The sequence below is a fragment of the Citricoccus sp. NPDC079358 genome (assembly GCF_040702545.1).
Classification (GTDB): domain Bacteria; phylum Actinomycetota; class Actinomycetes; order Actinomycetales; family Micrococcaceae; genus Citricoccus.
This window is the reverse complement of sequence record NZ_JBFBLI010000006.1, coordinates 63,898-84,263: the sequence shown is the minus strand read 5'-3', so window position 1 is coordinate 84,263 and position 20,366 is coordinate 63,898. Positions and strand designations below refer to the sequence as shown.

At 69.4% G+C, this 20,366-nt stretch carries 16 protein-coding genes and 4 riboswitches; of the genes, 5 read left to right on the top strand and 11 right to left on the bottom strand.

The window, feature by feature from the left end:
• Positions 1–6 precede the first annotated feature (6 nt).
• Together AB0333_RS09305 and AB0333_RS09300 are read left to right on the top strand one after the other, a co-directional pair.
• Positions 7–2,715: an HAD-IC family P-type ATPase gene (locus AB0333_RS09305; RefSeq protein ID WP_366218414.1), complete on the top strand. Its 2,709-nt coding sequence runs from the start codon at positions 7–9 to the stop codon at positions 2,713–2,715.
• 159 nt (positions 2,716–2,874) lie between these two features.
• A complete protein-coding gene (locus AB0333_RS09300) occupies positions 2,875–4,263 on the top strand; it encodes an NADP-dependent malic enzyme (RefSeq protein WP_366218413.1) in 1,389 nt (462 codons plus the stop codon).
• A gap of 115 nt (positions 4,264–4,378) precedes the next feature.
• Here AB0333_RS09300 and AB0333_RS09295 read toward each other — a convergent pair whose 3' ends face one another.
• Positions 4,379–5,440 carry a winged helix DNA-binding domain-containing protein gene (locus tag AB0333_RS09295; protein WP_366218412.1) on the bottom strand — a complete coding sequence of 354 codons (1,062 nt, stop codon included), beginning with the start codon at positions 5,438–5,440 and terminating at the stop codon, positions 4,379–4,381.
• A gap of 223 nt (positions 5,441–5,663) precedes the next feature.
• Between AB0333_RS09295 and AB0333_RS09290 the strand changes: the two genes are divergently transcribed.
• Positions 5,664–6,197: a hypothetical protein gene (locus tag AB0333_RS09290; RefSeq protein WP_366218411.1), complete on the top strand. Its 534-nt coding sequence runs from the start codon at positions 5,664–5,666 to the stop codon at positions 6,195–6,197.
• A 96-nt stretch (positions 6,198–6,293) separates the two neighbouring features.
• On the opposite strand, the gene AB0333_RS09285 is transcribed toward AB0333_RS09290, so the two are convergent.
• The 10 genes from AB0333_RS09285 to AB0333_RS09240 all read right to left on the bottom strand — a co-directional run bounded on the left by AB0333_RS09285 (position 6,294) and on the right by AB0333_RS09240 (position 17,887).
• Positions 6,294–7,886 (bottom strand): MFS transporter, encoded by a 1,593-nt coding sequence (locus tag AB0333_RS09285; protein WP_366218410.1) that lies wholly within the window; start codon positions 7,884–7,886, stop codon positions 6,294–6,296.
• Between the two features lie 221 nt (positions 7,887–8,107).
• Complete coding sequence (locus AB0333_RS09280; protein ID WP_366218409.1) at positions 8,108–8,671, bottom strand: helix-turn-helix domain-containing protein; 564 nt, start codon at positions 8,669–8,671, stop codon at positions 8,108–8,110.
• A 108-nt stretch (positions 8,672–8,779) separates the two neighbouring features.
• Complete coding sequence (locus tag AB0333_RS09275; protein ID WP_366218562.1) at positions 8,780–10,183, bottom strand: LLM class flavin-dependent oxidoreductase; 1,404 nt, start codon at positions 10,181–10,183, stop codon at positions 8,780–8,782.
• A 64-nt stretch (positions 10,184–10,247) separates the two neighbouring features.
• A riboswitch (SAM riboswitch) is annotated at positions 10,248–10,339 on the bottom strand.
• 125 nt (positions 10,340–10,464) lie between these two features.
• Positions 10,465–11,301 (bottom strand): anti-sigma factor, encoded by an 837-nt coding sequence (locus tag AB0333_RS09270; RefSeq protein WP_366218408.1) that lies wholly within the window; start codon positions 11,299–11,301, stop codon positions 10,465–10,467.
• Complete coding sequence (locus AB0333_RS09265) at positions 11,298–11,894, bottom strand: sigma-70 family RNA polymerase sigma factor (protein WP_366218407.1); 597 nt, start codon at positions 11,892–11,894, stop codon at positions 11,298–11,300. Before AB0333_RS09265 ends, AB0333_RS09270 begins: the two co-directional genes overlap by 4 nt.
• Before the next feature lie 199 nt (positions 11,895–12,093).
• Positions 12,094–13,437 carry an acyl-CoA dehydrogenase family protein gene (locus AB0333_RS09260; protein WP_366218406.1) on the bottom strand — a complete coding sequence of 448 codons (1,344 nt, stop codon included), beginning with the start codon at positions 13,435–13,437 and terminating at the stop codon, positions 12,094–12,096.
• A 7-nt stretch (positions 13,438–13,444) separates the two neighbouring features.
• Positions 13,445–13,537, bottom strand: a riboswitch (SAM riboswitch).
• Between the two features lie 115 nt (positions 13,538–13,652).
• Complete coding sequence (locus tag AB0333_RS09255) at positions 13,653–14,603, bottom strand: MetQ/NlpA family ABC transporter substrate-binding protein (protein WP_366218405.1); 951 nt, start codon at positions 14,601–14,603, stop codon at positions 13,653–13,655.
• Positions 14,604–14,634: 31 nt separating this feature from the next.
• A complete protein-coding gene (locus tag AB0333_RS09250) occupies positions 14,635–15,333 on the bottom strand; it encodes a methionine ABC transporter permease (protein WP_366218404.1) in 699 nt (232 codons plus the stop codon).
• Entirely contained in the window at positions 15,330–16,430 is a 1,101-nt protein-coding gene (locus AB0333_RS09245; protein ID WP_366218403.1) for an ATP-binding cassette domain-containing protein, read from the bottom strand. The genes AB0333_RS09250 and AB0333_RS09245 overlap by 4 nt, the downstream gene beginning before the upstream one ends.
• Positions 16,427–17,887, bottom strand: a complete 1,461-nt coding sequence (locus AB0333_RS09240) for an LLM class flavin-dependent oxidoreductase (protein WP_366218402.1) — start codon at positions 17,885–17,887, stop codon at positions 16,427–16,429. Before AB0333_RS09240 ends, AB0333_RS09245 begins: the two co-directional genes overlap by 4 nt.
• A gap of 13 nt (positions 17,888–17,900) precedes the next feature.
• Positions 17,901–17,992: riboswitch (SAM riboswitch) on the bottom strand.
• 282 nt (positions 17,993–18,274) lie between these two features.
• Positions 18,275–18,368, top strand: a riboswitch (SAM riboswitch).
• 10 nt (positions 18,369–18,378) lie between these two features.
• On the opposite strand from AB0333_RS09240, the gene AB0333_RS09235 reads away from it, so the two are divergent.
• Positions 18,379–19,221 carry an ABC transporter ATP-binding protein gene (locus AB0333_RS09235; protein WP_366218401.1) on the top strand — a complete coding sequence of 281 codons (843 nt, stop codon included), beginning with the start codon at positions 18,379–18,381 and terminating at the stop codon, positions 19,219–19,221.
• Positions 19,222–19,311: 90 nt separating this feature from the next.
• Entirely contained in the window at positions 19,312–20,331 is a 1,020-nt protein-coding gene (locus tag AB0333_RS09230; RefSeq protein ID WP_366218400.1) for an aliphatic sulfonate ABC transporter substrate-binding protein, read from the top strand.
• Positions 20,332–20,366: the final 35 nt, after the last annotated feature.

Sequence of the window (20,366 nt, the reverse complement as noted above, 5' to 3'; positions counted from 1 at the left end):
AGAATCATGAGCATGGTGGAGACCACCACCGAACCGGCGAGCCACGGAGCAGGCTTCCCGGATGATCCGGAGCACCCGGATCATCAGCGCCACCTGCACCTGCACCGCCGGGGCCATGCCCCGCTCCCCCGTCCCCGGGACACCGTCCTCACCGTGCACGGGCTGGCCCCGGCCGCCGTCGCCGAACGCGAGGAGAAGGGGCTCGTCAACCGTCAGCCGCGGGACACCTCACGGTCCATCTGGACCATCCTGCGCGTCCACATCCTGACGCTGTTCAACCTCGCGATCGCCACCTGCGCGGTGGCCATCATCGTGCTGGGCCGCTGGTTCGACCTCGTGTTCTGCCTGGCCGCCGTGGCCAATGTGGTCATCGGCGTGATCCAGGAGTACTCGGCCAAGCGCAAGCTCGACGCCATCGCCCTGCTCCACCAGGACGCCGCCCACGTGCTCCGCGGCGGCACCGAGCACGCCGTGCGGCTCGAGGAGATCGTGCTGGATGACGCGGTGCTGCTGCGCCGCGGCGACCAGGTTCCCGCCGACGGGGTGGTGCTGTCCTCCGACGGTCTGGACATCGACGAGTCCCTGCTGACCGGCGAGGCCGACGCGGTCGGCAAGCTCCCCGGTGACGCCGTCCTCTCCGGATCCGCGGTCCTCTCCGGGACGGGGCTGGTCCGGGTCACGGCCGTCGGACCGGACTCCCATGCCTCCCGCCTGGCCACCGAGGCCCGGCGGTTCTCCAAGATCCCCTCCGAGCTCCGTGGCGCCCTGGACACGGTGGCCACCTGGCTGACGATCGCCCTGGTGCCCATCGCCGCGTTGATCATCAACGGCCAGGTGCAGGCCGTGGGCGACTGGGCGCGTGCCCTGGAGCAGGACGCCATCGAACCAGCCGTGGTCGCCTCCGTCGCAGCGATCACCTCGATGATCCCGCAGGGCCTGGCCCTGATGACCACCATCTCCTTCGCCGTGGCCGCCCTCAAACTGGCCCGGCAGGAGGTGCTCATCCAGGAGCAACCGGCCGTCGAGATCCTGGCCCGGGTGGACACGGTGTGCCTGGACAAGACCGGGACCCTCACCGAGGGGCGGATCATCTTCGATGGCTCCACGGACCTCACCTCCGCCGCACAGCCCGGACCGGCCGGCGCGGCTGGCCCGGATGACGCGGCTGATCTTCGCTCCGCCGGGGCACTGGTGCTGGCCTGGTTCGGCGCCGATGCGAACGCCAACCCCACCGCGCTGGCCCTCGCTGAGGCCTACACCACGCGGCCCGCCGCGGAGCCCACGGAGCAGGTGGCCTTCTCCTCGGAGCGCCGCTGGTCCGCCGTGGCCTTCGGCCCCGCGCCCCTGCACGACGTCGGTGCCACCGGAGGCGTCCCGTCCGGCGACGCGGTGCACGGGGCCTGGGTCCTGGGTGCCCCGGAGGTCCTGCTCCCGGCGTCCGGCAGCGGCATCGACCCGGAGCGGCGCGCGCACCTCGAGGCGCTGTGCGACGAGACCACCAGCCGCGGCCTGCGCACCATGGTGCTGTGCCGCACCACGCAACCGGCCGGCGTCGGGAGCTGGTTCGAGGCCACGGCAACCGGGCCGGGCCGGCATCTGCCGCCCGCGCTGGAGGCCGTGGCCCTGCTGACCTTCCGCGAGAAGGTGCGCGACGACGCCCGGGAGACCCTCGAGTACTTCCGCGCACAGGACGTCGCGTTGAAGGTCATCTCCGGCGACCATCCCCGGACCGTTGCAGCGGTGGCCCGCGAGGTCGGCATGGAGGTCGAGGGGGACGGGTATGACGCCCGCAATCTGCCCGCTGATCCGGAGGAGCGCCGGGTGGTGTTGCAGGAGCACTCCGTGTTCGGCCGGGTCTCTCCCGAGCAGAAGAAGGGCATGGTCAGCGCCCTGCAGCAGGACGGCCATGTGGTGGCCATGACGGGGGACGGGATCAACGATGCCCTGGCCCTGAAGACCGCGGACCTGGGGATCGCGATGGGCAATGGGGCACCGGCCACCAAGGCGGTCTCCCGCATGGTGTTGCTGGACAGCCGGTTCTCCCGCTTGCCGTCGGTACTGGCGGAGGGCCGGCAGGTCATCGCCAACATGGAGCAGCTGGCGCACATGTATCTGACCAAGACCGCCTATGCCGTGCTGTTCGGCGTGGTCTTCTCACTGCTGGCCTGGCAGTACCCGTTGCTGCCGCGCCAGGCCTCCACCGTCGATTTCCTCATGATCGGCCTGCCGACCTTCTTCCTGGCTCTGGTGCCGAACCAGCGCCGCTACGTCCCCGGGTTCCTCGGACGCGCCTTGCGGTTCGCGATCCCTTCAGGCCTCGTCATCCTCGCCGGGCTGCTGGCCGTCAACGGATACGCGCGCTGGTTCGCCGGCTTCTCGGGCGAGATCACGGGACCGGCCAGTGGCGTGGGAGAGGTGTCCCTGCAGCAGGTGCAGACCGCCTCCGTGATCACCCTGACCCTCATGGGCCTGTGGGTGCTGAACCTCATCTCCCGGCCGCTGACGAAGTGGAAGCTGTCCCTCGTGGCCTCGATGTACGCCCTCCTGCTGCTTGTCCTGCTGATCCCCGCGTCCCGGGAGTTCCACCAGTTCGAGATCCCGCCAGCGGACCTGACCCTCGCCGCCGTGGCGATCGGTGCGGTCGCCTGCGTCCTGCTCGAGGGAATCCATCAGTTCCACCGGCGGCGCCACGCCGCGTCGGCCACCTCACCGTGACGTCACGAACATGCTGACGCGGGCGAACATTACGCCGCGTACTGCGGGGTAGATGCCCTCCGCCGCTACACTCAGTAGCTTGCCAGCCGTGCCGCCGCGGCGGCGATGATGGCGACCCGTCCAGCAACCGTTCGGATCCCGATTCCAAGGAGCATCCCCATGGCAGCACCCAGCCCCGGCTATTCCATTTCCCTGCGCGTCGAGACCCCCGTGTCCTTCACCGCGACCTCTGACATCGCCACGGCCGTGGCCGGCACCGGTGCCGCCGTGACCGGCCTGGACGTGATCGAGTCGCACCACCGGTACATGACCGTGGCCGTCGGCTGTGACACGGTGGACGCGGCCCACGCCGATCGCGTCCGCGAGGCCGTGGACGCCCTCGAGGGCATCACCGTCCATGAGGTCACGGACCAGACCTTCCAGCTGCACGAGGGCGGCAAGATCGAGACCACCCTGCGAGTGCCGCTGCGCACCCGGGACGATCTCTCCCGCGCCTACACCCCGGGCGTGGCCCGCGTCTGCAAGGCCATCGCCGAGGACAAGGACCTGGCCCGCCAGTACACCATCAAGAAGAACACGGTGGCCGTGGTGACGGACGGCACCGCGGTGCTCGGTCTGGGCGACATCGGCCCGGAGGCCGCCATGCCCGTGATGGAGGGCAAGGCCGCCCTGTTCAAGCAGTTCGCCGGCGTGGACGCCTGGCCGGTGGCTCTGGACACCAAGGACACCGAAGAGATCATCAGCATCGTCAAGGCCATCGCCCCGGCCTATGGCGGCATCAACCTCGAGGACATCTCCGCCCCGCGCTGCTTCGAGATCGAGGCCCGGCTGCGCGAGGAACTGGACATCCCCGTCTTCCACGACGACCAGCACGGCACCGCGATCGTGGTCCAGGCAGCCCTCACCAACGCCCTGAAGCTCACCGGCAAGAAGATCGAGGACGTCACGATCGCCGTGGCCGGAGTCGGCGCTGCCGGCACCGCCATCATCAAGCTCCTGAAGGCCTCCGGAGCCCGCCACATCGTGGCCGCCGGCCGGGCCGGGATCATCGAGCGCGGCTCCCAGCATGCCGACGCCAACCGCCAGTGGCTCGCGGACAACACGAATGAGGAGGGCTTCTCCGGCTCCCTCAAGGAAGCCGTGGTCGGACGCGACGTCTTCATCGGCGTCTCCGCCCCCAACCTGCTGGACGAGGCCGATGTGGCCGCCATGAACGAGGACTCGATCGTGTTCGCCATGTCCAACCCGGACCCGGAGGTGCACCCGGCCGTCGCCTCGAAGCACGCCGCGATCGTGGCCACCGGCCGCTCGGACTTCCCGAACCAGATCAACAACGTGCTGGCCTTTCCCGGCTTCTTCCGCGGCCTGCTGGACGCCGGGGCATCAGACATCACCGACGAGATGCTCGTGGTGGCCGCCGAGGCCATCGCCGGGACCATCACGGACGAGGAACTGAACCCGAGCTTCATCATCCCCTCGGTCTTCGACCCCGAGGTCTCCCTCCGGGTGGCTGCGGCCGTGGCCGCGGTCGCCACCCCGCGGGGCTGACACCCCTAGATCGGGTCGGGAGGACATGCCGTGATCACTACCGGCAACTCGGCATGTCCTCCCGACTCGATAAGCCCGCTCAGTGTGGTGGGCCGGCTCAGTGTGGTGAGCCCGCTCAGGCCGGCAGCGTGGCGCTGAGACGGGGTACCGCCCTGGCCACCGGGCCGGGCAACTCTCCGAACGCGGTGACCTCGACCGGCTGGCCACGCCGGGCGGACCTCTTCCACGTCCCCACGGCGTGGCCGCGGTGCAGCACCGTGCCCTTGAACACCCCATTGCGCCCAGGGACCACGAGCGCCTCCTCGTCCCTCGTCAGCACCGCGGACCGGTCCTGATATCCGAGGACCATCTCGTCGAACCCGGGCAACAGGAGCGGTGCGGCGGTGGCCCGCGTCCGCTCCGCGTGACGGTCCGGCAGGTCCGGGGACATCCAGTGTTCCCGCCCGTCCACGTCCGCCGACAGCAACTCCGGGTGGAGGTCCGCCAGTGCCGCCCGGGCCTGGGTCTTGCCGACCTTGGACCACCAGCAGAAGTCCTCCACGGTGGCCGGGCCGTGGGAGCGTAGATACCGCAGCAGCAGCTCACGGACGCCGTCCTCCCGGTCACGCTGCCACCCCGGAGTGATCCACTCGGTGGCCAGCACGAGGCGTTGTTCCCGGCCCTCGGTGGGCCCGAAGCACAGCACCCCGCGCAGGGCGAGGAAGAAGATCAGGTGATACCCGCGGCCCTCGTCCACGGGCAGTCCCTCCTGGGTGAACCGGTCCAGGAGACCGGAACGGGCCAGCCCCGGACCGGTCAGGGCGTGGCAGGCGACCGTCTCGGCCCGGTCGAGCACGTCCGCGTCCAGGCCGAGCTCCCGGCGGCGCCGTTCGCTCGCCTTCAGCGTCTGGGCCGCGGTGAGGTGCAGAATCCATCCGAGATCCTCGGCCGCCACGGCGAACAGGGTGCCGCGCATCGGCCATGACCGGACGATGCTCCCCGCATCGTAGGCCTCGCGGACCGCTGCGACGGACCGGTCCACGGTGCGCAGGGCCAGGGACACGGTGGAGCCCGGGTAGTCCTGGGCCTGGGAGCAGGTGAGCCATCGCGCCACGTCAGCAGCTGTGGGCATCGGATCGACCAGCCGCTGGGAGACCAGCCGCATCCGTGCCACCTGTTCGGAGCTGAGAACCAGCATGCCCCTCCTTCGCTGGGGACAGTGTGCCACGGGGACCACCAGCTCGCGCCCGCTCCCGCCGTCTACAGCCGTCTCCCCCGGCAAGGACGCCCTCCCTGAGTAAAAGCTGTGAATCCCCCGGAGCCGGGCTGTGCACCGATTGACCAGACTCCGCCCGCGGTGAAGACTCGGGATATGCCCGAGCGGTCACCCCGCCACGGGCAGACGCCACAAAGGAGACGACATGAAACGATTGATCACCCTCGGCATCGGCGCGGCCCTCGGATACCTCCTGGGCAGCCGCGAAGGACGGAAGAATCTCGACAAGTTCGCCAAGAACGCACAGAGCTTCTGGAACGACCCTAAGACCCAGGATCAGGTGCAGAAGGCCACCCAGAAGGCCACCACCGCCGTGAAGGATCAGGCACCCGTGGTGGCGGACAAGGCGGCGGGCCTCGCGGACAAGGCCACGGACGCGCTGAAGGACAAGGCGCCCGGGCTCTCGGAGAAGGCCAACAGCGCCGCCCACACCATGGCTGACAAGGGTTCCGCTGCGGCGCAGGACCTGGCCGACAAGGCTTCCTCCGCCGCGGAGAAGTCTGCCGGCAAGCACGCTTCCGGCGACAAGTCCGTCAACGGTGCTCCGGACGCCCCGGCCACTGGTTCCGATGCGAATGCCTCGAGCGGCAACGCCAAGGCCACCGGCCCCAACGGAGACGTCCTCTCCGATCCGTCCCAGTCCCTCGAGACCGAGGGTGGCGGACCCGGACGCTCCTGACACTCGGACGAGTTGACCAGCTGACCGGCTGAACGACGGCCCCGGACCCTGAACGTCAGGGGGGACGGGGCCGTCGTCATGCCGGTCTCCTGCAGATCAGGCCGGTGTGGACGGCCCCGCGGGCCGGGACGTGCGCAGCCCGATCAGCACCAGCAGTGCCGAGGCGGCGGCCGCCACCGCGCAGACCAGGAAGGCCTGACTGAAGCCGCTCCCGAGGGACTCCAGGGCCAGCTCCGCCGCGGCACCACCGGGAGCCTCAGCGGGAATCGAGTTCAGGGCGAACGGGCCTCCGGCTTCGAAGATCCCCTGGGCCGCTCCCAGCTGGGCCGTCGGCAACGTGGACGCCGCCAGATCGGCGCCGAGTTGGCGAGCCGCACCGGACAGGGCCACCGCACCGACGAGGACGGGCCCCAGGGCGAAGCCGAGGTCACGCAGCAGGTTGGTGGTCGCACTGGCCATCCCGGCCAGCTCCCGCGGCACGGTGTTGATGGCCAGGGCGGTCATGGGGCTGAGCGTGAAGGCGAAGCCGAGGCCGGTCAACAGTGCCGGCAGCAGGAACTGACCCATCGAATGGTCGGCCGCGTCCAGGGTGGTGGCCCCGAGCAGGCCACCGAGGGCCATCAGGCTGAGGCCACCGGTGAGGACCCACCGGTCCGCGACGCGGGTCATCAGCCAGGAGATGACCGGGATCAGCACGAAGGCCGGGCCCTGCAGCAGCAGGAACAACAGTCCGATGTTGATCGGGTTCTGGTGCTGGACCGGGCCCAGCCACATGGAGAACGAGAAGCAGATGCCCAGGAAGGCGAACATGCCGACCACGGCGATGATCGAGGTGATGGAATAGTTCGGGTTCCGGAACAGGGACAGCTGGAGCAGGGGGTGCTGGACGCGGGTCTCGATGACGATGAACGCGGCCAGCAGAAGGAAGCCGAGAACCAGTGAGGCAACCACGGAGGGTGCGCTCCAGCCGGTCTCGGGCCCCTGGACCAAACCGAAGAGGACGAGGATCAGGCCGAGGGCGAAGGTGATCTGCCCCCACAGGTCCATCCGGCGTCCTGATTGGGATGTCGACTCCGTGGAGAACACGAGGCAGGTGGCGACCACCACCAGTCCGAGCACGACGACCACACCGTAGGACCACTGCCAGGCACCGGACTGCGCAAAGCCTCCGCCGAGCAGCGGCGCGACGATCCCGCCCGCGGACAGGCAGCCCGCCCACGCCGCGATAGCCCGGGCGCGCTGCTGCGGAGTGACCGTCACGGCCGCCACGAGGGCGAGGGATGCCGGGTACATGGCGCCGGCGCCGAGACCGTTGATGGCCGAGCCCACCCACATCATCTGGACCGAGGGGGCCAGGGCGCAGACCAGGGACCCGAAAGCCAGGACCACGGACCCGATGATGGTCAGGCGCCGGTGTCCGAACCGGTCTCCGAGCATGCCGAAGGTCAGCTCGAACACCACCACGGGGATCATAAATCCCGCCGTGATCCAGGTGAGCTGCGAGCCAACGGTGCCGAAGTACTGCTGGAACGTGCCGTTCAGCGCGCCCGGCAGGGCATTGGCCAGCTGCGCCACGAGTACGGCAACGGCGGCCGCAAAGATGGTGCCGTTGATCTTGGCCATGCGGGGCGGGGAGGCCGCGTCAGCGGCAGGCCTGGGCCGGGTCTGGTCCGCAGTGGGGATGGTCATGGGGACTCCTGGAGACGGTGCGACAACGCAAGGGACTGGCTGGGACAAGCACGTGATAGGTCCGACTTCCGTGCAGTGAGGTGATACACCCCACGGAAGATCGTGATCAGTATCACCACTCACAAGACAGTCTGTCAAGTGATTATCGTGAATGACAAAGCACTGCCCCGCCGGAAGGATCCGGCGGGGCAGTGCTGGTAATAACGAGGACAGTCATGCCGTCAATCGAGCGTGCAGAGCAGCCCTGTCCACGATGCGGTCATCTGGTCGAGCAGTTCCTCGCGGTCGACGGCCCAACCCAGGCGGAACCAGCGCTGGGACATGAAGATCAGTTGACCGAAGGCAATCGCACAACGGACCCTCCGGCTGCTCGGATCGAACCGGTCAGCCGAATCAAGCCCGGATGCCATGGCCCCGATGGCCCGGTCGTGCCAGGCGTCCAGGGCACTCTGAATCTCAGGATCGGCGGCCGCGGCCTGCAGCGAGATCATCATGTAGGGCTTGATGTCCGGCCATTGGTCGAACTTGCGGCTGAGGTAGGCCCGGATCGTGCCGGGGTCGTTGGAGGCCACCATCTCCGGCAACGGTGGCCGGTCCGCGCTCGTCAGCATCTCGTCAGCTCGCTCCACGATGAAGCGCACGAGCTCCGCTTTGGAGGTGAAGTGCAGGTAGAACGTGGCCCGTGTGGCACCAGCGGCCAGAGCGATCTGGTCGATGGTGGTGGCACCATAGCCCTTCTCGGTCATGACCTCCACCCCGGCATCCAGCAGGAGTTGACGCGTCATACGTTTTTGGGCTTCCCGGAGTGTGGCCATGGTGACCCAGCCTATCGCCTTCGCCATCAGCCGGCGCCGGGCCCGGGGGTAAATCCGGCCCGACGCCGGCCCGCACGCTCAGGCGTGCGCGCGGTTCCGCAGGGCGAAGGACGAGCCGTAGTGGTTCTGCGGCAGGTGGTCACCGCGCCCGAAGAGCTTGTGGCGCATGGTGCCCTCGGCGTACTCGGTCTTGTAGCGGCCCAACTGCTGCAGTTCGGGGACCACGTACTCCACCACGTCCTCGAAGGTGCCGGGGGTGATGTGATACGCGAGGTTGAAGCCGTCCACGTCAGTCTCGTCCTGGATGCGCGCCAGCTCCCGCGCCACGGTCGCACCGGAGCCGACGATGACGGGGCCGAAGCCGCCCACACCGACCCATTCGGCCAGCTTGCGCACGGTCCACTCGGACTCGGCGTCACCGGAGGCCTTCTTGAAGGTCTCCACGGCGGACTGGATGGCGTTGGACTTCACGTCCCCGATCGGCTCGTCGAGCTCGAACTCGGCCAGATTGATGCCCATCCAGCCGGACATCAGCACGAGGCCGCCCTCGACGTCGATGTACTGCGTCAGTTCCTCGTACTTGGCGCGTGCCTCCTCGTCGGTGGCCCCAGTGACGATGGTCTGCATGGACATGATGCGGATGTCATAGGGATCCCGGCCGGCCTCGACCGCACCCTGGCGGATTTTGGCGGCGGTGCCCTTGATCATCTCGTCGGTGGGCGAGTTGATGAACACGGCCTCGGCGTGTTTGCCGGCGAAGGCCCGTCCGCGGGTGGAGGCGCCGGCCTGGTAGATCACCGGGGTGCGCTGCGGGCTGGGCTCGGTGAAGGCGATGCCGGGGGTCTTGAAGTAGGTGCCCTCGTGCTCGATCCGGTGGACCTTGGACGGGTCGATGAAGACCCCGGACTCCTTGTCGTAGACGACCGCGTCGTCCTCCCAGGAGCCCTCGAGGAGCTTGTAGACCACGTCGAGGTACTCATCGGCGTGGTTGTACCGCTCGTCATGCTCCATCTGGTCCACCTGGCCCATGTTGATGGCGGCGGAGGGCAGGTAACCGGTCACCACGTTCCAGCCCACGCGACCCTCGGTCAGGTGGTCCAGGGTGGCCAGGCGGCGCGCGAACGGGTAGGGGTGCTCGTAGGCGGTGCCGGCGGTGACCCCGAAGGTCAGGTGCTCGGTGACGGCGGCCATCGGCGGGACCACGAGCATCGGGTCGTTGACCGGGACCTGCGTGCCGGCCTTCAGGGTGGCCTCGTCGGAGGATCCATAGACGTCATAGGGCCCGAGGACGTCGGCGATGAACAGGCCGTCGAACAATCCCTGCTCGAGGGTCTGCGCCAGCCCGGTCCAGTAGCCCAGGGTGTTGTAGTCACGGGCGCGGTCCTCGGGGTGGCGCCAGAGACCGGGTGACTGATGGGCCACGCAGTTCATGTCAAAGGCGTTGAAGAGGATCTCGCGCCGGCCGGTGGCGGTGGTGGGCACACCCTCGGGAAGCTGGTTCGATCCATGGGCGTTCTCGTTGCTGGGGACAGACACGGTGGTGCTCCTTCCATCGGTCCTGGCGGTAGCACCTGTCCGGTTGCCCGGTGGTTGCTGCGGCGTCATCGAGCCAGATCTCTCGGCCGCTCTGGATGGGTACCCATCGATTGCACCACACCCTGGGGCGCGACCCCAACCGGGGGTTCACGCGGAGTCACCCGGCTTTTCCGTTTTGAGGGCAGAGATGAGTACTTATTTCTGCCCTCAAAACGGGACGGGCGGTGTCAGCTTGAGGCGAGGACCACGATCGGATCCGTGGTCGGCGCCTCGGACCCGCCGTCCGGTTCCACGGTGACGGCGAGCGCCGCATCCGCCGGGACGTCCTGCATCCGCACGAGGGCGAGGCCGTCCTGGACCTCCAGCAGCCCGGCCGGCTGCGGGGCTGCCTCCCCCTGGATGGTCCACATCTGGTAGTCGCGCCCCTCGGCGGGAGCCGGCAGGCCCCGTGCGGCCAGCACGGTCTCACCAGACGGGGCGCGGGCCACCTCGACCTCACCTCCGCCGGTCACCGGTGACTCCAGCCGCTCAGCTCCGTCCACCTGCAGAATCTGCTCGATCGCCGTGAGCTGATCGCCCTCGGTCACGCCACCCGTGGGCGCCCACGGCTGGCTCACCACCACGGCCACGGCGATCGCGGCGGCCGCAGCGGCCGAGACCGCCCCCACCCACCAGCGGCGCGCGTCCGGCCGGCGTCGGGCACGGTGGCTGGCCAGATCGGCGACGCCGGCTCGCCCGGAGCCAGCCCCGGGGCGGCCGTCCGCACCGTGTCCTGCCAGGGGCGAGGCGCCGGCGTCCTGATCAGGACGGGCGTCCTGGCCGGACTCGGCCACGGCCGAGAGAACGCGGTCCCGCAGGTCGGCGGGAGGCTCGGCCGGTGTGCTCACCGCCAGGCGGGAGACGGTGCTGGTGAGGGCCTCGGCCCGGGCGCGGAGCTCGGGGTCCGAGCCGAGCCGCTGCTCGATGGCGCGGCGCTCGTCCTCGTCCACGGCGTCCAGGGCCCAGGCGGCGAGCAACTCCGCGTCGAACTCGTTCTTGATCTCGTGCTCGTTTCCGTTCGTCATGCTCCCACCCCCAAACAGTCCTGTAGTCGTTGGAGCGCACTGCGCATCCGGGATTTCACGGTGGCCAGTTTGGCCCCGAGTCGTTCAGCGACCTGCCGGTAGGTCAGTCCGCCGTAGTAGGCCTGCGTCACGGCCTCGTATTCCAGGCCGGTCAGCGTGCCGAGGCATTTCGTCACGCGTTCCCGGTCCTCCGCCGATTCCACGGCCTCGGACACGTCGTCCCGGTCCCTCTCGAACCCGGCGACCCCGGCCCGTTCCTCCCGGTACCGGCCGGACTGGGTGGAACGGATCAGGTCGACGGCCCTGCGGTGGGTGATCGAGCAGACCCAGCCGACCACGGATCCGCGGTCAGGGTTGAAGCGCTCGGCGGAGCGCCACACATCCACGAGGGCCTCCTGCGTGACGTCAGCCGCGAGGTCGGCGTCGCGCACGATCTTCCGCGCCAGGCCGTAGGCCGAGGGGGCCACGGCGTCGTAGAAGGCGGCGAAAGCCTCCTGGTCTCCGGTGGCACTGCGCTGGAGCAGGCCCACCAAATGGGCGTCCCGCTCGCGCGCAGCACTGCGGCCGGGTCCGGTGCCTGCAGTGCTCGTCATGGCTCCACCCTATCCGGGCATGGGGCCGGCACCGGCCTAACGGTCAGGGGCGTCGTTCAACAAGGGTGGTGTCTTCATCCGCATGGCTCCTTGGGTGTCGGTCCGGTGGTGGTCCGGTGGGGTGGTGGTCCGGTGGCCTGCTCGGGTGCAGGGTGCTGTCTGGTGTTCGGAGCCGATGCCCCTGCGGATGGGTCGGGCTTCAGACCTCGTCGGTGGCGCCGGTCTGGAGGTAGGGCACCGTGGGGGTGCCGTTGACCTCCCAGTCGCCCACCATCCGGGCCATGAACACGGCCGGATCGTGGCTGGCGATGGTCCTGGCGTTGCGCCAGTGCCGGTCCAGCTGCAGGTCCGTGCTGGTGGCGGAGGCGCCGAGCGTGTCGAAGATCCGCGTGCAGGTGTCCAGCACCAGCTTGGGCACCATCACGTGTGCCCGGTGCGCCGTCAGGGCGGCGCGGTGCATCGCCTCGGCCGCGGCGCCCTCCGATTCCCCGTCCGGCTGCTCCAGCCCGACGGCGGTGAGCTCCAGTGCCGCGTCCAGGTCCCGTCCGGCGGCGCGCACGAGTTCCTCGGCGGTCGCCTGCTGGGCGGAGAGCTCGCCGATAATCCCCAGCAGCTGGTCGTCCTCACGCGGGGTCAGCCCGCCCCCGGTGTTGGGTGAACGCTTCCGCCGCCGTGTCTGCTCCACCCCGTCGCGCAGCGCGGCCCGTCCGATGCCCGCCAGCAACGCCATCAGGGTGGACTCGTGGTGCAGCGGGACCGGTCCGTCGGCGGGCGGCAATGCCATCAGCTCCTCGACGCCGGCCCCGTGGAACTCCATGGTCCCCGTCCCGGTGAGGCGCTGTCCGAAGCCGTCCCAGTCGTCCTTCACGGTGATCCGCGGTTGCCGCACCCGCACCACGGCGAGCGCGACGTCGGCCCGCTGGGAGCCGCCCCGGCCGCCCGAGCCGACGGCCGGCGTCGTGCCCTGGTGCGTGGCACTCCGGGAGGTGGTGGCGCGGGGCAGGACTTTGCGCCGGAAGGCACGGGACACGCTCCGGTCCAGCTGGACGGTGGCCAAGGCCCACGTGGAGAAGATGCTGCCGGTGGTGTAATACTTGCTGCCGCTGATCAGCAGCTGCCCCGCCTCGTCCTGGGAGACGGTGGTCCCGAGCCCGCCGAGCGGTGCATCGCGTCCCTCGGACAGGGCGCTGCCGGCCACCTCTCCCTCGACCACGCGCCGCAGCCAACGATCCTGGACCGTGCGGTCGGGCTGGGCCAGCACATGCTGGACGAAGCTGAGGTGGCTGCGCACCAAGTGGGCCGTGTTGGCGTCCACCGCGGCCAGGTCCATCAGCAGCCGGAAGGCGTCCTCCTGGCTCGCCCCCGCTCCGCCAGCGGACTCCGGGACGCTAAGGGCGCCCAGACCCTGTTCGCGGAGCTGCTCGAAGGCCGCGAAGGGCAGGTGACGGCCAGCTTCCCGTGGCAGCTCCCCCTGTGCCACCTCGGCGAAGGCCGGGGCGAAGCGGTCGGACAGGGTGGTGTAGCGGGACGGCAGGGTCGTCATGAGAAGGGCTCCATCGTTCCTGGCGGTAGCACCCTGGCCCCAGGCGGGCGGGTTGCTGCGGCGTCGACGAGCCAGATCTCTCGGCCGCTCTGGATGGTGGTCCCCTCCATCAGACCACTCGGCGACGGCCCGGGTCCAATGCGAGGTATGCGGTGAGGTCAGAGAACCGTGATTTCTCCTGACCCCACCGGGTCATGCTGTGAGGTAGGCGTTGTCTACTGTTCGGAGACCGGGGTCAGGACGCCGGCGACCAGCGGGTTGTCCGTGGTCTCCAGGTACTCCTCGAACCGGGGATCGGAAAAGACCTCAACGAGCTTGCGGGTCTCCGGGGTGTCCTTGAACTCGGTCCCCACGATCAGCCACGAGGCGTAGGTCCGGGGCGGGTCCGGGAACAGGATGCCCTTGTCCCGGCCGATCTTGCCGGCGTCAAAGATGTTGGTGTAGCCGAGGGCGGCGTCCACCGAGTCCAAGGTCCGGGCCATGGACAACAGGTCGATCTCGGTGAAGTCGAAACGGCGGGGATTCTCCACCACGTCCTTGAGCTGGGCGGTGCGCGGCTCAATGTCCGGGTCCAGCCCGATGAGGCCCTCGCGCTCCAACAGCCACAGCGCCTGGCCCTGGTTGGCCAGGTCTGTGGGCACGGCCACGGTGGCGCCGTCCGGCAGGTCCTCCACGTCGTCGTACCGGGTGGAGTACAGGCCGAAGGCCCACTGGTAGATCTCCACCGTGGTGGACAGGTCGAAGTCGTTGCCCTCCGCCACCTGCTTCATGTACCACTGGTGCTCGAAGATCGTGGCGTCCACCTGGCCCTCGGCCACGGCCCGGTTGGCCTGGACCCCATCCGCGATGCCCACAGCCTCGATCTCGACGCCGTAATCGGGCGCGATCTCCTCAGCCACGAACTCCACCAGGCTCTCCTCTCCGGCCATGGCCGGCTCGTAGTGCACCGTCAGCGGTCGGGTGATCTCGGCCTCGCCGCCGGCGGCCACGGCCGGCCGGTTGGATTGCTGAATCACCACGAGGCCCAGCGCCAGGGCGGCCACCGTGGTGATGGCCGCCAGCGACCAGGGCAGCACGGTGCGTGACTTTCGCAGGGTGAAGCCGTGATCGTGTCCGGCCGTCGCCTTCTCCCCGGTGGTCGCCGGAGTCTTCTTCTCGGGGTTCATAGGAGATCCTTCAACAGGGGTGCGGGGCCGCTCAGGGCCGGGTCAGTGAACGGGCGATCCGGTCGCCGACGAACTGGACGAGCTGGACGGTGATGATGAGCAGGACGATCGTGCCGAGCATGACGGTCATGTCGAAGCGCTGGTAGCCGTAGGTCACGGCCAGGAAGCCGATGCCGCCCGCGCCGATGGTCCCGGCAATGGCCGAGTATTCGATCATCGAGATGGTGTTCAGGGTGATGGCGGAGGCCAGGCCGGGCAGGGCCTCGCGCAGTTGCGTCTGACGGATGATCTGTGCTGGGGATGACCCCGTCACGAGACCGACGGCCATGTTCTCCCGCGGCAGGTCGTTCAGGGTGTTCTGGACCAACCGGGCGAAGAACGGGATGCCGGCGATCGTCATGGGCACCACGGCCGCGGCGATGCCCAGGGTGGTGCCGGTGATCCACCGGGTCAGCGGGATGATGGCCGCCATCAGCACGAGGAACGGCAGAGACCGACCCATGTTGACCGCCCAGCTGAGCAGCCCGTAGGCCCGGTCCTGCGGGAACAGCCCGCGCGGGCTCGTGTTGTACAGCAGCACGCCGGTGGCCCCGCCGATCATGACCACCAGCATCATCACGATGCCCACCATGGCCCACGTCTCCCCGTAGGCCGGCAGCAGCAGGGCAGGCAGCTCGGACAGCGGAGTATCGGAGAGCAGCGGCTGGGAGGAGTCTGCGGTCGCACTCATGCCGTCGCCCCCGCCGTCGCGCCGGCCGGGATCTGGGTGGCGCCTGACGGCGGCGGGCCGGCGCGGTCTGGACTCGCAGCCGAGATGGCGGTCCCGGCGGGACTGGACCGGCCGGCGTCGCTCCTCAGGCGGGCACTGAGCCCGAGCCCGTTCAGGGCGCCGATGGCGCGCTGGGCCTGCTCGCTGCGGACCCCGACGACGGCGCGGCCCAGGGCGGTCGCGCCGCGGGCCTCGATGGTGCCTCCGAGCAGGGCCAGGCGGATCTGGTGGTCCACCGCCACTCGGGTGAACCATTCGGGGTCCACGTCCCCATCCCGGTAGGCGAGATCCAGGAAGGTGTCGAAGCCGGCCGGCAGCGGCAGCGCGGCGATCGGCAGCAGCTGCCCGCCAACGGTGGAGTCCTGGTCCGCGACGAGGGACGGCAGCGAGCCGTACTCCGCGAGCCGGCCGTGGGACAGGGAGGCCACCTGGTCGGCGACGTTCCGGACCACGTCCATCTCATGGGTGATGAGGATGATGGACAAGCCTAGGTCGGTGCGCAGGTCGGCGAGCAGGGACAGGATCTGCGCGGTGGTGTCCGGGTCCAGGCCGGAGGTGGACTCGTCCGAGAGCAGAATCCGGGGCCGAAGGGCCAGGGCCCGGGCGATGCCTACCCGTTGCCTCTGCCCGCCGGAGAGTTGACCGGGGTAGGAGTCGGCCTTGTGCAGCAGTCCGACGCGGTCCAGCAGCTCGGCCACACGGTCCTGCATCTCGTGGTGGACCACCCCGAGGTTGCGCAACGGGAGGGCGACGTTCTCGGCCACGGTGATGCGGCGCAGCAGGGCGGAGTGCTGGAAGATCGTGCCGATGGCACGGCGGGCAGAACGCAGCTGGCGGCCCCGGAGCCGGGACAGGTCGCTGCCATCCACCAGGATCTCGCCGCGGGTGGGCTTCTCCAACAGGGAGATGCAGTGCGAGAGGGTCGTCTTGCCGGCCCCGGAGGGCCCGACCACGGCGGTGATGGAGCCTTCCGGCACGGTCAGATCGATGCCCTTGAGCACCTCGACGGTCCCCCCACGCCCGGTGTAGGCCTGGTGCAGGTCGCGGATCTCGATCACAGCGCGCCCCCGTCCCGGGTGCCGGCCGCTGCCAGCCGGAAGCTGGCGCCCCGGTGGTTCTCCGCCAGCCGGTCCCCGCGGCCGAACAGCTTGTGTCGCAGGGTGCCGGACTCGTACTCGGCGGGATAGGCACCGCGGGCCTGGAGCTCGGGGACCACGTGCTCCACGACGTCCTCGAAGCTTCCCGGGGAGACCGCGTAGGCGAGATTGAAGCCGTCCACGTCCGTCTCCTCGGCCCAGTCCTGCAGCTGGTCGGCGACCTGCGCACCGGAGCCGACGAACACCGGCCCGAAGCCCCCGATGCCGACCCATTCGGCAAGTCGGCGGATGCTCCAGGGCTCTCCGTCCGCGGAGGCGTCGGCACCGCCCGAGCGGAAGGTCTCCACGGCGGACTGCACCGCGTTGGTCTGCACGTCCTGACCGATCACATCGTCCAGGCCGTACTGCGAGAAGTCGATGCCCATCCACCCGGACAACAGTGCGAGGGCACCACGGTGGTCCACGTAACGGACGTAGTCGGCGTGTTTGGCGCGGGCCGCCCCCTCGTCCGGACCGGTGATGACGGTGGCAAGGTTGAAGATCCTGATGTCCTTCGCGTCACGGCCGGCCTCCACGGCGGCAGCACGGATCCTGGTCACGGCCTGGGCCAGCTTGTCCCGGCTGGGGGCGGAGACGAAGGCGCATTCGGCGTTCTGCCCGGCGAAGGCTAGGCCGCGCGGGGAGGTGCCGGCTTGGTAGACCACGGGGGTGCGCTGGGGGCTCGGCTCCGTCAGGGCGATGCCCGGCACCGAGAAGTAGGTCCCCTGATGGCCGATCTCGTGCACCCTGGCCGGGTCCGTGTAGACGCAACCGTCCCGGTCCCGGACCACGGCGTCCTCGTCCCAGGAGCCCTCCAGCAGCTTGTAGACGACCTCGAGGTATTCGTCTGCGTGGTCGTAGCGCTCGTCATGGGCCAGCTGGTCCTGGCGGCCCATGTTGCGGGCAGCCGAGGGCAGGTAGCCGGTGACCACGTTCCAACCGACCCGCCCGCCCGTGAGATGGTCCAGAGTGGCCAGGCGGCGGGCGAAGGGATAGGGATGCTCGTAGGCGGTTCCTGCGGTGATGCCGAAACCGAGGTGTTCGGTCACCGCGGCCATGGCGCTGACGAGCAGCATGGGGTCGTTGACAGGCACCTGGGTGCCGGCGGTGAGAGTGGCCTCGTTGGAGCCTCCATACACGTCATAGGTGCCAAGCACGTCGGCGATGAACAGGCCGTCGAAGCGGCCGCGTTCGGCGACCTGGGCCAGATGCGTCCAGTAGCCGATCGTGTTGTAGTCACTGGAGCGGTCCTCCGGGTGGCGCCACAGCCCCGGGGACTGGTGGCCCACGCAGTTCATGTCGAAGGCGTTGAAACGGATCCGGCGCGGGGAGAGCTCAGGCTCGTTCCGCGGCACGGTCACGGGCAGGGTTTCGGGCACGGGGATGCACGTCCTTCCATCGGTCCTGGCGGTAGCACCTGTCCGGATCCCCGGTGGTTGCTGCGGCGTCATCAAGCCAGATCTCTCGGCCGCTCTGGATGGGTCCCTCACAGGTGACCAGATGGCGCAGGACACAAACTAATCCGGAGTCATATATCGACCCTTCGTGCCGCTGGATGGCCGCGGGTCCGGATTTGACCGCAAGAGACTCCGAATATGACGTGACATGACGCGGCGTCAAGATAAGTGACGGTGGAGGAGCGGACCGTAAAACATGCCGTTGAGTAAAACATGCCGTTGACCGGTGCATTGCCCCCTGTGGAGCTGTGGTTACCGGCTCTTCAGCGGTTGACACGGATACCCTGTGCTCTGCTTCACTGGATGAATCAACCATCCAGAGCGGCCGAGAGATCTGGCTCGATGACGCCGCAGCAACCTCCCGTATGACCCGGGAAGGTGCTCATGCCAGAACCGATGGAGCGTGATTCACCGTGACTGCCCTTGCCGAGTCCCTGACCGGTTCCAGCGTCCTCACGGCGCCGCCGGCCCCGACCACCAGCCTCGCGGTGGAGTTCCGCGACGTCGGCCGGTCCTTCCCCGCCATCGACGGCGCACGCACCGTGTTGCGGGACATCAACCTCACCGTGCGCCCGGGCGAGGTCCTGGCCATCCTCGGGGCCTCCGGCTGCGGCAAGTCGACGCTGCTGCGCGCCGTGGGCGGCCTGGACAGCGGCAGCACCGGGCAGATCCTGGTCGGCGGGTCCGCCGTCCGTCCCTATGACTCCCGCACCGCCGTCGGTTTCCAGGAACCCCGCCTCATGCCCTGGCGCACCCTCCACCAGAACGTGTCCTTGGGGCTGCCGCCCGGCATGGGACGGGCCGAGGGCCGCGAGAGCGTCGACCGTTTGCTGGACCTGGTGGGCCTGGCCGAGCACGCCGGCCTCCGGCCCCGGGAGGTCTCCGGCGGCATGGCCCAGCGGACGTCGCTGGCCCGCGCCCTGGCCCGGCGGCCCGGTGTTCTCCTGCTGGACGAGCCGTTCGGCGCACTCGACGCCCTGACGCGGCTACGAATGCAGGATCTGTTGCTGGACGTCCATGCCAAGACCGCCACCACCGTCCTGCTCGTCACCCATGACGTGGACGAGGCCCTCCAGCTGGCCGACCGGATCCTACTGCTCGGCCAGGACCCCGCTCCGGGTTCCGCCCCTGGCGCGACCACCCGCACCGTGGTCACCGTCCCCGGGGAACGGCCCCGGGACCGCGGTTCGGCCGAACTGGCCCGCCTCCGAACCGAGCTGCTCGGCGGTCTCGGTGTGGACGCCCACCGCCGCTAACCGGCCCCTCCTCCTCCGTACCCGACAGATCGTCCGGCGCCCCACCCCTCCGGGCCCCGGACACACCGCACCCCCTCGAAAGGCACCACTATGCGCTCACGCCTCACCTTCTCCGCCGCCACCCTCGCCCTCGCGGCCCTCGCGCTCACCGGTTGTGTGGCCGGCGAGGGATCCGGTGGTCAGGCCGCCGAGGCCGGCGCCGGTGGCAACGGCTCCGGCGGCGAGCTGAACATCGACTTCGCCACCTACAACCCGCTCTCCCTGGTCATCAAGGAGAAGGGCTGGCTCGAGGAGGAGCTCTCGGAGGAGGGCGTCACCGTGAACTGGGTCCAGTCCGCCGGGTCCAACAAGGCCAATGAGGCCCTGCGTGCCGAGGCCATCGACGTGGGCTCCACCGCCGGTTCTGCCGCCCTGCTCAGCCGCGCCAACGGCACCCCGATCAAGACCATCAGCCTCTACTCCCAGCCGGAGTGGTCCGCCCTGGTCACCACCGCGGATTCGGACATCACCGAGGTCACGGACTTGGTCGGCAAGAACGTGGCCGCCACCAAGGGCACGGATCCCTACTTCTTCCTCATCCAGGCCCTCGGTGAGGCCGGCGTGGACGAGTCGGACGTGACGGTGCAGAACCTGCAGCACGCGGACGGCAATGCCGCCCTGAACAACGGGTCCGTGGACGCCTGGTCCGGGCTGGACCCCATCATGGCCGGGGCGGAGGCCGAGGGAGCCGAGCTGTTCTACCGCAACATCGACTTCAACACCTACGGCTTCCTCAACGCCACGGAGTCCTTCCTCGCCGAGTCCCCCGAGCTGGCCCAGACCGTGGTGGATGTTTACGAGCAGGCCCGCGAGTGGGCCCTTGAGAACCCCGAGGAGACCGCGGCCATTCTCGCCGAGGTGGCCGGCCTCGAGCAGGACGTGGCCACCACCGTCATCGAGGAGCGCTCCAACCTGGACGTGGACCCGGTGCCCGGCCAGGCGCAGCTGGATGTCCTCGAGGTCGTCGGCCCGATCCTCGTGGAGACCGGTGACGTGGCCAGCCAGGAGAATGTGGACCGGGCCCTGGCCGAGCTCCTCGAGCCCTCGTTCGCCGAGAAGGCAACCCAGTGACTACCACCGATTGGATCGACACCTCCCGCCTACCG